Source organism: Streptomyces sp. NBC_01334 (assembly GCF_035983595.1).
Classification (GTDB): Bacteria; Actinomycetota; Actinomycetes; order Streptomycetales; family Streptomycetaceae; genus Streptomyces; species Streptomyces coriariae.
On the sequence record NZ_CP130718.1, the window covers coordinates 8,666,474 to 8,679,230 of the forward strand.

14 protein-coding genes and 1 pseudogene are annotated in these 12,757 nt (G+C 72.9%); 9 read left to right on the top strand and 6 right to left on the bottom strand.

Annotation, left to right across the window (positions count from 1 at the left end; translation table 11 throughout):
* Positions 1-7 precede the first annotated feature (7 nt).
* Positions 8-400: a VOC family protein gene (locus tag OG736_RS38695; protein ID WP_327186584.1), complete on the top strand. Its 393-nt coding sequence runs from the start codon at positions 8-10 to the stop codon at positions 398-400.
* Positions 401-541: 141 nt separating this feature from the next.
* On the opposite strand, the gene OG736_RS38700 is transcribed toward OG736_RS38695, so the two are convergent.
* Together OG736_RS38700 and OG736_RS38705 are read right to left on the bottom strand one after the other, a co-directional pair.
* Positions 542-838, bottom strand: coding sequence for a DUF4235 domain-containing protein (locus tag OG736_RS38700; protein WP_020127674.1), 297 nt, complete (start codon positions 836-838; stop codon positions 542-544).
* Positions 839-880: 42 nt separating this feature from the next.
* Positions 881-1,900, bottom strand: a complete 1,020-nt coding sequence (locus OG736_RS38705; RefSeq protein WP_327186585.1) for a glutathione S-transferase family protein — start codon at positions 1,898-1,900, stop codon at positions 881-883.
* A gap of 126 nt (positions 1,901-2,026) precedes the next feature.
* Between OG736_RS38705 and OG736_RS38710 the strand changes: the two genes are divergently transcribed.
* Entirely contained in the window at positions 2,027-3,118 is a 1,092-nt protein-coding gene (locus OG736_RS38710; protein ID WP_327186586.1) for a cation diffusion facilitator family transporter, read from the top strand.
* A gap of 132 nt (positions 3,119-3,250) precedes the next feature.
* Here the strand turns inward: OG736_RS38710 and OG736_RS38715 are convergent, their stop codons facing one another.
* Together OG736_RS38715 and OG736_RS38720 are read right to left on the bottom strand one after the other, a co-directional pair.
* Positions 3,251-3,700: a nitroreductase family deazaflavin-dependent oxidoreductase gene (locus OG736_RS38715; RefSeq protein ID WP_327186587.1), complete on the bottom strand. Its 450-nt coding sequence runs from the start codon at positions 3,698-3,700 to the stop codon at positions 3,251-3,253.
* Between the two features lie 107 nt (positions 3,701-3,807).
* On the bottom strand, positions 3,808-4,431 hold the full coding sequence (locus OG736_RS38720; RefSeq protein WP_327186588.1) for a LysE family transporter: 624 nt from the start codon (positions 4,429-4,431) through the stop codon (positions 3,808-3,810).
* A 300-nt stretch (positions 4,432-4,731) separates the two neighbouring features.
* Here OG736_RS38720 and OG736_RS38725 point away from each other — a divergent pair, with 300 nt between their 5' ends.
* The 3 genes from OG736_RS38725 to OG736_RS38735 all read left to right on the top strand — a co-directional run bounded on the left by OG736_RS38725 (position 4,732) and on the right by OG736_RS38735 (position 8,421).
* Positions 4,732-6,048, top strand: coding sequence for a cytochrome P450 (locus OG736_RS38725; protein ID WP_327186589.1), 1,317 nt, complete (start codon positions 4,732-4,734; stop codon positions 6,046-6,048).
* Between the two features lie 9 nt (positions 6,049-6,057).
* Positions 6,058-6,261 carry a ferredoxin gene (locus OG736_RS38730; protein ID WP_054241080.1) on the top strand — a complete coding sequence of 68 codons (204 nt, stop codon included), beginning with the start codon at positions 6,058-6,060 and terminating at the stop codon, positions 6,259-6,261.
* A gap of 183 nt (positions 6,262-6,444) precedes the next feature.
* Positions 6,445-8,421: a M28 family metallopeptidase gene (locus OG736_RS38735; protein ID WP_327186590.1), complete on the top strand. Its 1,977-nt coding sequence runs from the start codon at positions 6,445-6,447 to the stop codon at positions 8,419-8,421.
* Positions 8,422-8,553: 132 nt separating this feature from the next.
* Here OG736_RS38735 and OG736_RS38740 read toward each other — a convergent pair.
* Positions 8,554-8,703 (bottom strand): annotated as a pseudogene (locus OG736_RS38740) (TetR/AcrR family transcriptional regulator); the annotation flags it as partial.
* Here OG736_RS38740 and OG736_RS38745 point away from each other — a divergent pair.
* From OG736_RS38745 to OG736_RS38755, 3 genes are all read left to right on the top strand, one after another.
* Complete coding sequence (locus tag OG736_RS38745; protein WP_442817208.1) at positions 8,648-9,043, top strand: DUF1348 family protein; 396 nt, start codon at positions 8,648-8,650, stop codon at positions 9,041-9,043. The pseudogene OG736_RS38740 and the gene OG736_RS38745 sit on opposite strands and share 56 nt — an antisense overlap.
* A 9-nt stretch (positions 9,044-9,052) precedes the next feature.
* Positions 9,053-9,568, top strand: a complete 516-nt coding sequence (locus OG736_RS38750) for a flavoprotein (protein WP_327186591.1) — start codon at positions 9,053-9,055, stop codon at positions 9,566-9,568.
* 88 nt (positions 9,569-9,656) lie between these two features.
* Complete coding sequence (locus OG736_RS38755; RefSeq protein WP_327186592.1) at positions 9,657-10,625, top strand: aldo/keto reductase; 969 nt, start codon at positions 9,657-9,659, stop codon at positions 10,623-10,625.
* Positions 10,626-10,722: 97 nt separating this feature from the next.
* On the opposite strand, the gene OG736_RS38760 is transcribed toward OG736_RS38755, so the two are convergent.
* Positions 10,723-11,547: a phytanoyl-CoA dioxygenase family protein gene (locus OG736_RS38760; protein WP_327186593.1), complete on the bottom strand. Its 825-nt coding sequence runs from the start codon at positions 11,545-11,547 to the stop codon at positions 10,723-10,725.
* Between the two features lie 68 nt (positions 11,548-11,615).
* Here OG736_RS38760 and OG736_RS38765 point away from each other — a divergent pair, with 68 nt between their 5' ends.
* Positions 11,616-12,602 carry a helix-turn-helix domain-containing protein gene (locus tag OG736_RS38765; protein WP_327186594.1) on the top strand — a complete coding sequence of 329 codons (987 nt, stop codon included), beginning with the start codon at positions 11,616-11,618 and terminating at the stop codon, positions 12,600-12,602.
* Positions 12,603-12,757: the final 155 nt, after the last annotated feature.

Sequence of the window (12,757 nt, forward strand, 5' to 3'; positions counted from 1 at the left end):
CGACGACATGGCAGTGGTGAAAGCGGGCGTTGTGGTGCTCGACTGTGCCGAGCCCGAGAAGCTCGCCGAGTTCTACAAGGGGCTGCTGGACGCCGAGGAGATCGTCGCGTCCGCCAACCGCGTGGAGATCAGGGGCGCCGACGGGACCCGGCTGGCCTTCCGGCGCGACGTGAACGCGACTCCGCCGAGCTGGCCCCGCCCCGAGAACTCCTTTCAGGCCCACCTGGACTTCCTCGTCGACGACCTCGACGAGGTGGAACGCAGGGTCGTGGGCCTGGGTGGCCGCCCCCTGGAGACCAGGGGTGCCCCCGGCCCGCACGAGGAGCGCGGCTACTCCGATCCGTCCGGCCACTCCTTCACCATCCGCCTCGAGCCCCCCACGGCGCCCAAGCAGGGCTGAAGCCGGGCACGGGAGCGGCCCGGCCCCCACCCGGACGATGCCGGAGAGGGCCGGGCCGCGGTCGGGACGGCGTGGCCCGGGCGGAGCCCGGAAGGACCCCGTGGGTCCACCGCCGACCGCGACCGGTCCCGGGCGGGCCGATCAGTCCCGGCCGCCCTTGTCCTGGGCCGGCCACACGCCCGTGGACCGTTCGATCGCCTTGGCGCCGGTGCGGTCGGCGGCGCTGCGGACCGCCGCGAAGATGGCGCCCTGGACCGCCGCGGCCAGCAGGATCTCGCCCCAGCCGCGGTCCCGGTCGAGAGCGTCCGGAGCGTCGTCCTCGTGTCGTATCGCCTTCCACGCCTTGCGGAACGCGGCTCCCGCCAAGGCGCCGCTCGCCCAGCCGAGCACGAAACCGACGGGCTTGTAGACAAGGGGGAGTTTCCTCTTCTTGGCCACGTGTGTCTCACTCCTTCTTCCGGTGTTGCGTGGATGGGGGTCTCAGGGTCGTCCCCGCGCCGGAACCTCCTCGTCGACGCGGACCGGATCGGGCGGTGTCCCGGTGCCGAACGGACGGCCGCCGAGTTCCTCGCGGTGGTGGGAGGCATGCCAGTCGGCCAGATCCGGGCCGAGGGGGACGATTTGGGTGGGGTTGATGCCGGTGTGCACCCGGTAGTAGTGCCGCTTGATGTGATCGAAGTCGACGGTGTCGCCGAAACCGGGCGTCTGGAAGAGATCCCGGACGTACGCCCACAGCACCGGATTCTCCGTCAGCTTCCAGCGGTTGCACTTGAAGTGGCCGTGATAGACGGCGTCGAAACGCACCAGTGTGGTGAACAGCCGGATGTCCGCCTCGGTGATCGTGTCCCCCACCAGGTAGCGCTGCCGGGCCAGTCGGGACGCCAGCAGCTCCAGCCGCCGGAACACCCCCGCGCACGCCTGCTCGTACTCGCCCTGCTCATGGGCGAAACCCGCCCGGTACACCCCGTTGTTGACGTCCTCGTACACGTCGGCCATGACCGTGTCGATCTCGTCGCGCAGCTCTTCGGGGTAGAGGTCGGGGGCACCCGGGCGGTGCAGCGCCGTCCACTCGGTGGCGAGGTCCAGGGTGAGCTGCTGGTAGTCGTTCGTCACCAGCTCGCCGCTGGGCACGTCCACGATCGCCGGCACGCTGACGCCGTCGCCGTGGTCGCGCTCCCGGCGGTCGTACGCCTCGCTGAGCCAACGGATGCCGAGGACCGGGTCGCGGCCGTCCGGGTCGAGGGTGAAGCGCCAGCTGCGGTCGTCCTGGATGGGGTCGGCGATCGCCATCGGCAGGGCGTCCTCCAGTCCGAGCAGGCGCCGGGAGATCACCGCCCGGCTCGCCCACGGACAGGCACGGCTGACCACCAGACGGTATCGGCCCGCCGTCACGGGCCAGCCGTCCCGGCCGTCCGCGGTGATCCGGTCGGTGAAGTGACTCTTGGACCGCTGGAACGCCTTGTGGCCGTACGCGCTGTTGCCGTCGCCCCCGCCGCTCATGGTTCCTCCCGCTGGCGTCGCCTGCTCTCGTGCACGTCATGTGCCCGTGCATGTCCTGCTGAACGCGTTCCCCGATTTCCGCCGACGGCACGGTATGAGCCCGACCTGCCTGGGCAGTCGGCGAAGGTGACAGGTACATCTTCAGAGCGCCGGACCGCACGGACCGCCGAACGGACCGCCGAACAGACCGCCGAACAGAACACCGAAACGAACACCGGAAGGGCGGCCGAGGAGAAGGCGCGAGGGAGAGGAGACCGCGCCACGTCGTCGAACGCCGACCGCAGGACCCGCGTCACCGTCCTGGTCGCGCTCGCCGCCAATCTGGTGATCGCCGTGGCCAAGGCCGTGGGCGGTCTGTTCGCGGGCTCGCCCGCGCTGCTGTCGGAGGCCGCGCACTCCGTGGCCGACAGCCTGAACGAGGTCTTCCTCCTCGCCGCACTGCGCCGCAGCCGACGCCCGGCCGACGCACGCCACCCCTTCGGCTACGGCAAGGAACGCTTCTTCTGGTCGCTGCTGGCCGCCGTGGGAATCTTCGTCATGGGCGGCTGCTTCTCCTTCTTCCAGGGCGTCGAGGCCCTGCGGTCGGGCGTCGACGAGAAGCTCAGCGGCTATGTGGTGGGTCTGGTCGTGCTCGGCGTCGCCTTCCTCGCCGAGGGCGCCTCACTGCTGCGGGCCCTGCACCAGGTACGCAAGCAGGGCGGCGGTCTCGCGGGCCTGCGCGACCCGGCCCTGCGCACGGTCGTCGCCGAGGACGGCACCGCCGTGCTCGGCGTCACCCTGGCCGCGATCGGCATGGTCCTGCACATGGTGACCGGGCAGGTCGTGTGGGAGGCCTCCGCCTCGCTGGCCATCGGCGCGCTGCTCGTCTACGTCGCCTACCGACTGGGGCGCGAGGCCCGCGACCAGCTCATCGGCGAGGCCGCCGACCCGGAGACCGGGGCGCGGATCCGCGCGCTGCTCGACGCCCAGCCCGAGATCGACAGCGTGGAAGCGCTGTTCACGATGAAGATGGGCCTCGACACGGCGCTGGTGGCGGCCCGCGTCGACCTCATGCCGGGCCTGGACAGCGAGCGGGTCGAGGAGATCGCCGTGCGCATCAAGCGCTCGATCGCGGCGACGGTGCACGAGGCGGACCAGATCTTCCTCGATGTGACCGACCGCGGCGCGCGCGAGGCAGCGGAAAGCCCCGCCGCGACGGGGGAACGCGGCGGGGCCTGACAGTCGGGTGCCCGTTGGGAGCACCGTCATGCCCATCCGCGACAGATTTTTCTACGACATCGTCGAGGAGTCCTCGAGTCCCGCTCGAACGGTGCCCGGAGGGACACCTTCCGCCCCCCGGCGGAGGCCGTCTCAGCTGCCGGCGGCGGGCTCCACGACGAACACCGGGATCTCCCGGTCCGTCTTCTTCTGGTAGTCCGCGTACGCCGGAAACGCGGCGACCGCGCGTTCCCACCACTCGGCCTTCTCCGTGCCGGTGACCTCACGGGCCGTCATGTCCTGCTTCAGGGGGCCGTCCTGGAGCTCCACCTGGGTGTCGGCCTTCAGGTTGAAGTACCAGACCGGGTGCTTGGGCGCCCCGCCCTGCGAGGCGACCAGCGCGTACCGGCCGTCGTGCTCGACCCGCATCAGCGGCGTCTTGCGGAGCTTCCCGCTCTTCGCGCCCCGGGTCGTCAGCAGGATGACGGGCAGTCCGGTGTCCCGCAGCGTCGTCCCCTCGGTGCCGCCGGAGCGCTCGTACTGCTCCACCTGTTCGCGCACCCACTGCGTCGGGCTGGCTTCGTACTCGCCTTCGAGAGGCATGGCATTCGTCCCCTTCGTCATCGCGCCGCGTCGTTCGCGTCACGTACGTCCGACTCGCAACCCGATTCAACACCGGTGACCGCGAGATTCATCCGCCCCGGGGCCGCCTAGATCACCATCCGCACCGCCAGCACCGTCATCACCCCGCTCGACACGAGCGCCGTCAGCAGCCGCCCCCGGTGTCCGGTCAGCACGCGGCCCAGCAGCGCGCCGCCGCCGGCCAGCGACACCTGCCAGCTCGCGGACGCGAGAAAGGCCGCAAGGACGAACACGCCCTGTTCCAGGGGCCGTACGGACGCGGTGGTGCCGGTACCGAGAACCAGGGCGGCGAAGTAGATCACGGTCGTCGGGTTGAGGAGGGTGATGCCGAACAGGCTCAGAAAGGCCCGCGGCGGGCTCGGCGGAGGCGGCGCGGACCGGGTGCTGAGCCGCCGGGCCCGGTACCGGCGTACGGCCGCCACCGCGCCGCGTGCCGCCAGCGCCAGCAGGACCAGCGCCGAGGCCCAGCGCAGCGGCGTCAGTACCGGCCGCAGTACGGCGGCGACGGCGGCGCCCCCGACCGTGGCGACCAGGGCGTAGAGGCCGTCCGCGAGGGCGACGCCGAGCGCGGCGCACACACCGGTGCGCAGGGAGGTGCGGGCGGTGAGGGAGACGAGGTAGGTCGCGACCGCGCCGACGGGTACGGCGATGCCGTAGCCCGCGACCAGGCCCGCGACGAGCGCGGCCGTCACGGTCGCGCGGTGTCGGGCCTCCGGGGACGGCCGGGCTGCTGTCGGCCGCGCGCCGGGAGGGCGGTGGCGGGCGTCAGCGGCAGGAGGGCGTCGAAAGTGGACATGGCCGGATCCTGCGGGTGAAGGCGGGGCGACGGCAATCGGTTTTCCCGCCGCCGCACCGAGAGTGACGCTTCGGAGCGAATGGTTCCGGCCGAATCGCCCCATTGGTCGATCTGGCCGAACTGCGCGTCGTCCTATAGGTGCCCGGGGCATCTAATGAAGATCGGCATGACGCACTCTTCGTCTGCGAGGTCACCCATGACGGACACCACGGACACCACGGCCACGACACACACCACGGGCCTGACGAACGCGCCGCGTGCGACGGGCCCGACGCATGCGGCGGACGCGACGGACGTGACGGGCCTGACGGATGTGAGGCGCGGGCCGGCGCCCGTCGCCTTCCCCCAGGACCGCACCTGCCCCTACCAGCCGCCCGCCGCCTACGACCCCCTGCGGGACTCCCGTCCGCTGGCCCGCGTCACCCTCTACGACGGCCGGGTCGCCTGGCTGGTCACCGGGCACGAGGCGGCCCGCGACCTGCTCGCCGACCCCCGCCTGTCGACCGACCGCACCAGCCCCGGCTACCCGGCGACCTCGCCCCGCTTCAAGGCGCTGCGCGACCGCCGGTCGGCCCTGCTCAACGTCGACGACCCCGAGCACCACGTCCAGCGCCGCCTGCTGGTCGCGAACTTCACCCTCAAACGCGCCACCGCCCTGCGCCCGGCCATCCGGCGGATCGTCGACGAGCGCATCGACGCGATGCTCGCGCAGGGGCCGCCCGCGGAACTCGTGAACGCCTTCGCGCTGCCCGTGCCGTCCACGGTGATCTGCGAACTGCTCGGCGTACCGTACGCCGACCACGAGTTCTTCGAGGAGCAGTCGCGACGGCTGCTGCGCAGCCGGGTGCCGGAGGAGGTGCGCGTGGCGCGCGACCGGCTCGACGCCTACCTCGGCGCGCTGATCGACCGGAAGCTGGCGGAGCCTTCCGGCGACGGCGTCCTCGACGCCCTGGTCCACGAGCAGGTGCGCGAAGGCACCGTGGACCGGGAGGAGGCGATCGCGCTCGCCACGATCCTGCTGGTCGCGGGCCACGAGACGACCGCCAACATGATCTCGCTGGGCACCTACACCCTGCTCCGGCACCCCGAGCGGCTGGCCGAGCTGCGTGCCGAGCCGTCGCGGCTGCCGGCGGCCGTCGAGGAGCTGATGCGGCTGCTGTCCATCGCGGACGGGCTGCTGCGGCAGGCCACCGAGGACATCGAGGTGGCCGGGACGACGATCCGGGCGGGGGAGGGCGTGGTCTTCGCGACGTCCGTGATCAACCGGGACGAGGGCGCCTACCCGGCACCCGACACCCTCGACTGGCACCGCTCCGCCCGCCACCACGTGGCGTTCGGCTTCGGCATCCACCAGTGCCTCGGCCAGAACCTGGCCCGCGCGGAGCTGGAGATCGCCCTGGGCACCCTCTTGGAGCGGCTCCCCGGCCTGCGGTTGGCCGTGCCCGCCGACGAGGTCCGCTGGAAGCCCGGCGACACCATCCAGGGGATGCTGGAACTCCCCGTGACCTGGTGAGGGGCACCCGTGACGGACATTCACATCGACACGGACGTCTGTATCGGCGCCGGCCAGTGCGCACTGGCCGCCCCGGGCGTCTTCACCCAGGACGACGACGGCTTCAGCGCCCTGCTGCCCGGCCGGGAGGGCGGCGGCGGTGACCCGATGGTGCGGGAGGCCGCGCGGGCCTGCCCGGTCGGCGCGATCAAGGTGTCCGAGTCGGCCGGATGAGGCCCGGGCGCGGAGCGCGGCGACCGTGAGGCCGACCGCGTCCGCGCCCCCGTATCCCCTTCAACTGTCCTGTGTTGAACGGCATTCGCGTACATCCTGGGATGCGGTAACGCAACCCGAGGCGGACGATGGAAGGGGCGGGGGCTGTCGATCGGGGGCCGGCTCACCTCGCGGAGGCCCACCATGACCGTGCTCTTCTTCGATATCGGGGCGACCTTGGCGGACGCCCGTTTCGAGCCCGACGGTTCGCTGACGCTCGTGCCCCGACCACGTGTCCTCGCGGTGCTCGACGCCTTCCGCGACGTACGCAAGGGCGTCATCTCGAACCCGGGCCCGGGTGCGGCCGACGCGGAGCGGGCCGCGTCGGCCCTGCGCGAGGCGTTCCCGGACCGGTTCACGGACGACGCCCTCGTGCACTGGGGCGCCAAGGACAGCCGGGAGATCTTCGACGGGGCGGTCGCCGGCACGGCGAGTGGGAGGACACCTGCCTCGGCGGCCGACGCGTGCGTCTTCGTGGGGGAGGACGCACGGGAGCGCGCGGTCGCCAGGGAGGCCGGGATGCGCACGGCGGCCCACCCCGTGTTCACCGCCGCCTGCGTGGAGAACCGTCCCGTCCTGTGGGCGCGGATCGGGCTGCCCGAGAGCCTGGGGCTGCCCGCGCTGGAAGCGGTCGCGAACGGGACCGAGGTCGTCCCCGTGCACGTCGCGTCGGCGCGGCTCGTGCTGGCCATGGCGAGCATGCGCGGCGCCGAGGTGCTCGAACAGGCCGGGTGCACGGTCGACCTGCGGGGACCGGTGGAGGACACGGAGGCCTTCCTGATCCGCGACGACCGTCCGCTCACCCCCGCCCCGAGCGCCGCGGACGATCAGGACGACGCGACGGCGCGCGCCACGGCAGCCTTCGGCCTCGTCGCGGGCGCACTCGCCGCGGCCGCCACCCCGCCGCTCCTCCCCCTGGGACCCGCGCCGGGCGGCGTCTACCTCGCGGCGCCCGCCGGTGCCCCGGTGGAGGACGTGCATCTGCCGGGTGCGAAGCCCGGGCACACCGAACGGCTGCTGCCGGACCCGGCGCTGCTCTCCCGCCCCGGCGAGGCGTGGACGGACGAAGGCGCCCTCGGCCGGGCGGAGGGCGGCGCGGACCCGGGCCCTGCCGCGATGGCCGCCATGGACGGTCACCCTTCCCCGGAGACGATCGCGGCGGTGCGCGCGGCCGTGACCCCCGAGGTGCTGCGCGGCCATGTCGCGCGCATCTCCGGCGTCGAGCCGTTGAGAGACGGTGACGGGCTGCTGGTGCGCAGCCGGGACGCGTCCGCCGAGGACAATCCCCTGGTCGTCGAGGCGCTCGCGGACCGCTTCCAGGACCTCGATCTGCGGGTGCGACTGCACCGGTTCCGGTGGCGGGGGCACCGGCTGTTCAACGTGGAGGCCGAGCACCGCGCCGCCGGGGCGGACTCCACGGTGCTCATCACCGCGCACCTGGATTCCACTGCTTCCGGCGGCGACTTCGTCGATGCGAACGGCGACCCCCGCCCCTACGACCCGGCCGTTGACCCCGCACCTGGCGCCGACGACGACGGGAGCGGGACCGCCGCCGTGATGGCCGCCGCCGAGTGTCTGCACGCGCTGCTCGCGGACGGCAGGGCACCCACCCGGAACGTGCGCTTCGTGCTCTTCAACGCCGAGGAACAGGGCCTGGTCGGCAGCAAGTTCTACGCCAGGGCCGCGGCCGCGGCGGGGGAGCGGATCGCCGGCGTCTTCCAGATGGACATGATCGCGGGCCGTCAGCAGGGCAGCACGCCGACCGTGGAGATCCATGCCGGTTCCTCGGTGTCGGGCCCGGTCGTGGGCGCGTCGGACGCGCTGGGCGCACTCGTCGCGGACACCGTCCCGGCCATCGACGCCGGGGTGACGGTTCAGCGGCTCACGGGCCCCGACGATCCGGCGATCGGGCGCAGCGACCACGCGAGCTTCCACGAGCGGGGCTGGGCGGCCGTCGCCGTCTCCGAGGACATCTTCGCCCTCGACGGCGGGCCCGGGACCGGCACGCGGCAGTACCACACCCCGGGAGACACCCTCCTCGACCAGGACCACAGCACGCGGTTCGCCGCCACCGTCGCCCGCTCCGTCACGGCGACCGCCCTGACCCTCGCGGGCCTGTGACCCGTGAGTCCGCCCGGACCGGGCCTCGCGCCCGCGGGATCCGGTGCGCGGCGCTCGGGGAGACGGCCTTCGACGCCCTCCGCGCCCTCCGCCCCGACACCTCCTTCGTCGGCTGCCGGGCCGCGCCGGTGGTCAGCTCTCTCCGGCCGGGCCCGAGGACCGCGTTCGGCCCAGCAACAGCCGCGCCGCTTCGCGTGCCTCCGTCGCCCTCGCTGCACCGCCGCTGATCCCGGCGGTCACCATCGCGCCCTCCGCCGGCAGGAACAGCGGCCCGGTGAGGGCGACCTCGGTCCGGCGCAACCGCGACACCTTCCGCACCGGCCGTGCCGCGATCGTCGAGTTCCCCACCGCCGAGTGGGCCCGCGAACACGAGTACGCGCTCCGCAAGGACCTCTGGGCCCACGACGGTCACCGCATCGCCGTCCGCTTCCCGTACGAGTCGCGCGACGCCACCGGACAGTGCTGGCGCAGCCACGGCAACGAACTGTGGGAGTTCGACGAGCGCGGGCTGATGACCCGCCGGGAGGCGAGCATCGACGACGTGCCGATCGAGGAGGCGGACCGACGGATCCACGGGCCGCGCCCCGAGGCCGAACGAGGGCTGTCCTTCCCGCTTCAGTAGGGTGCGCGGGTGACCGAACAGGACGAACAGCCGCGCTTTCTCTATGTCGTCGTCTGCGCCGCCGGTATCGCCGCGGACGTCGGCAGGCTGATCGCCGCCGCCCAGGAACGGGCGTGGCAGGTGGGCGTCATCGCGACGCCCCACGCCATGAACGGCTTCTTCGACACCGCCGCCGTCGAGGCGCAGACCGGGCGCCCGATCCGCTCCGCCTGGCGGCGCCCCGGCGACCCGCGGCCGTTCCCCGAGCCCGACGCGGTCGTCGTCGCCCCGGCCACCTTCAACACCATCAACAAATGGGCGGCGGGCATCGCCGACACCCTCGCCCTGGGCACCCTGTGCGAGGTCTCCGGGCTGGGCGTCCCTCTCGGGGTCCTGCCCTGTGTGAACGAGACCCTCGCGAGCCACCCCGCCTACCAGGACAGTCTGATACGGCTGCGCGGCACGGGCGTCCGGTTCGGCAGCCCCTACGACCGTGCCCAGGGCGAGGAGTTCGACTGGGAGCGGGCGCTGGACCTGATCGGATGAGTCCGGCAGGCCGCTCGGTCCGGCCCGTCCGGCCGGGCCGACGTACGCTCCACTTCCGTACCCCACACCGACGTCAGGAGCGGCCGCGATGCAGTACGTGAAGCTCGGTTCGACGGGTCTGGACGTGTCCAGGATCTGTCTGGGCTGCATGACCTACGGACTCCCCGACCGGGGCGCGCACGAGTGGACCCTCGACGAGGCGGCGTCGCGCCCGCTCATCAGGCAGGCCCTGGACGCGGGCGTCACCTTCTTCGACACCGCGAACGTCTACTCCGACGGCACCAGCGAGGAGATCGTCGGCAGGGCCCTGCGCGACTTCGCCCGCCGCGACGAGATCGTGCTCGCGACGAAGGTGAACGGCCGGATGCGGCCCGGGCCCAACGGTGCCGGACTGTCCCGCAAGGCGATCCTGTCCGAGATCGACCACAGTCTGCGCCGCCTCGGCACCGACCACGTCGACCTCTACCAGATCCACCGCTTCGACCCGCACACCCCGGTCGAGGAGACGATGGAGGCGCTGCACGACCTGGTGAAGGCGGGCAAGGTCCGTTACATCGGGGCGAGTTCGATGTACGCCTGGCAGTTCTCCAAGATGCAGTACACGGCCGAGCGGCACGGCTGGACCAGGTTCGTCTCGATGCAGAACCACTACAACCTCCTCTACCGCGAGGAGGAGCGCGAGATGCTGCCGCTCTGCGCGGACCAGGGTGTCGGCGTACTGCCGTGGAGCCCGCTGGCCCGCGGCCGCCTCACCCGTGACTGGGGCACCGAGACCGGCCGCAGCTCCACGGACGGCTTCGGCGGCTCCCTCTACCTGGAGGGCGACCGCAGCACCGTCGAGGCGGTCACCCGCATCGCGGCCGAGCGGGGCGTCCCCCGCGCCCGGGTCGCCCTCGCCTGGCTCCTCCACCAGCCCACGGTGACCGCCCCGATCGTCGGAGCCGCGCAGCCCCACCACCTCGAGGACGCGGTTGCCGCCACCGAACTGACCCTCACCGAAAAGGAGTTGGCGGAACTGGAGGAGCCCTACCGGCCCCACCCGATCGCCGGCCACTGAAAGCGCCCCGTCAGGGGCGCGGGGGACCGCGCGACCAGCCCCCGCGCGACCAGCCCCCGCGCACCGGCAGCCGAAGGGCCACCCGGCGAGCGGAGCGCTAGTGCGGGCCCTGCGGTGCGAACTCGGTACCGCAGGGCCCCGCCCCCTCGCTGACGGCCAGCGGCACCCGCTCACCACCCATCGACACCGTCCGGTAGTACTGCCCGATGCGCTCCGCCGACTGCCCCGCATAGTGCCCGATGAACGACCGCCGGAACCGGTCCCCGCTGCGGTTGGGCCCCGACCCGTGCACCAGGCTGCCGTTGAAGAACAGCACGTCACCCGGCGCCATGTCGACCGGCACCGCGGCGAGCCCGGGCGGCGGCGGCACGTACTCGCGCGCGAACGACACCTCCGCGTCCGCCTCCTCGGGGCAGAACAGTCCCGTCCGGTGGGTGCCGGGCACGACCTCCAGCCCGCCGTTGTCCCGGTCGATCACGTCACAGGCCAGCCAGGCCGCCACGCAGGTGCCCGGCTCGACCCGCAGATAGAAGTTGTCCTGGTGCAGCGCCTGGCCCCGGGCCCCCGGCGGCTTGAAATAGAACATGCTCTGCGCGGCCAGCACCTCCTCACCGAGCAGTTCCTCCAGCACCTTCCGCAGCCGCGCGTCCAGCAGCACCTGCCGGGCGAGGGAACTGATCTCGTGCGGGTGCATCACCCTCGGGTACGCGTGCAGCGGGTCGGCGGCGCCGGGGCGCGGTTCGAAGTGCCCGGGCACCGGCCGCCCGGCCGCGTGCAACTCCGTGAACTCGGCACACAGCCGGTCGACCTCGTCGTACCCGAACAGCCCGCGTACGACGGTGAAGCCGTCCTCCCGGTACTGCCGCAGCCCCGCGCGGGTCAGGACGGGTGCCCCGGCGGCGCCGGTGTCCGTGACGGTCATACTTGCCCTCCTCGGTCCACTGGTCTCGACCGCCACGCTAGGCCGACGCACTCCCCGGGAGGATGCCCATGCGTGCTGACGACCTGCCCAGGACTGCCGGGCCCGCGGATCCGTCCCCGCCGCCCGGCCTGGTGGTGGTCGGACACTTCGACGAGGACGCCGGGTACGGCGTCGACCGGCCCCAGGGGTCGGACAGTTGGCTGTTCACCTGGACGACGGGCGGGCGCGGCCGGCTGCGGCAGGGCGGGAGCGAGGTGCGGGCGGGCGCCGGGGACCTGGTGGTGCTCGCGCCGGGCGTCCCGCACGCCTACGCCGTCGAACCCGGCGCCCGGCACTGGCGGTTCTGGTGGGCGCACTGCCAGGCCCGGCCCTCCTGGACACCCTGGCTCCGCCCCTACGCCACCGGCGACGGCCCGGACGGTCTGTACGCCGTCGGCCCCGTCCCGGCCGCGCTGCACGACCGGATGGCGGGAGCCTGGCGGCGGATGCACGCCGACGCCCGGTGGACCGGTGCCCAACCGCCGGCGGGTGACCTGGGGATCGTGGTGGCCCATGGCTCCGCGGCCCGGGAACTCGCCCTGTGCGGGCTGGAGGAGGCCGTCCTGCTGGCGGCCGCCTCGGCCCGGCCTCCCGCGTCCCCGCCCGGCCTCGACGACCGTGTCCGCCGGGCGCAGGCGCGGATGGCGGCGGATCCCGGCGCCCCGCACACCGTCCGCTCGCTCGCCGTGGAGGTCGCGCTGTCGCCCTCGCGTTTCGCCCATCTCTTCACGGAGCAGGTAGGCCGCTCCCCGATGCGGGACCTGCTCGAGACGCGACTGAGCCACGCCGCCCGGCTGTTGGAGGGCACCGACCTGTCCGTGGAACGCGTGGCGTCGGCCTCGGGCTTCGCGAGCGCGTTCCACTTCAGCCGCGTCTTCCGCGCCCGCCACGGCACACCGCCGGGCGCGTACCGGGACGGAATGCGGCCGGCAATTACCCGTCCTGAAAGGCACGCCAAAAGGGGCACCAAAAGGGACACCGATACAGTGACCACCCCACAGGGGTTCGGCGGTTGACGTTTCGTCAAAATTATTTGGCTTCCACGCAATGCACGAAACCGCGAGATCCCTTGTTCCGCCTGGTCCGGCTGTGCAAAGGTGAGCCCTGTCGGCGCTCGGACAACGATTTCCCCGATGCGCGCGAGACACCTCCCGTTCACACCCCCCACGCT

Coding starts and splice junctions, on each gene's coding strand:
- OG736_RS38695 (WP_327186584.1), top strand. CDS start 8: ATGGCAGTGGTGAAAGCGGGCGTTGTGGTGCTCGACTGTGCCGAGCCC.
- OG736_RS38705 (WP_327186585.1), bottom strand. CDS start 1,900: ATGAGCGGCGGGGGCGACGGCAACAGCGCGTACGGCCACAAGGCGTTC.
- OG736_RS38715 (WP_327186587.1), bottom strand. CDS start 3,700: ATGCCTCTCGAAGGCGAGTACGAAGCCAGCCCGACGCAGTGGGTGCGC.
- OG736_RS38725 (WP_327186589.1), top strand. CDS start 4,732: ATGACGGACACCACGGACACCACGGCCACGACACACACCACGGGCCTG.
- OG736_RS38735 (WP_327186590.1), top strand. CDS start 6,445: ATGACCGTGCTCTTCTTCGATATCGGGGCGACCTTGGCGGACGCCCGT.
- OG736_RS38755 (WP_327186592.1), top strand. CDS start 9,657: ATGCAGTACGTGAAGCTCGGTTCGACGGGTCTGGACGTGTCCAGGATC.
- OG736_RS38760 (WP_327186593.1), bottom strand. CDS start 11,547: ATGACCGTCACGGACACCGGCGCCGCCGGGGCACCCGTCCTGACCCGC.
- OG736_RS38765 (WP_327186594.1), top strand. CDS start 11,616: ATGCGTGCTGACGACCTGCCCAGGACTGCCGGGCCCGCGGATCCGTCC.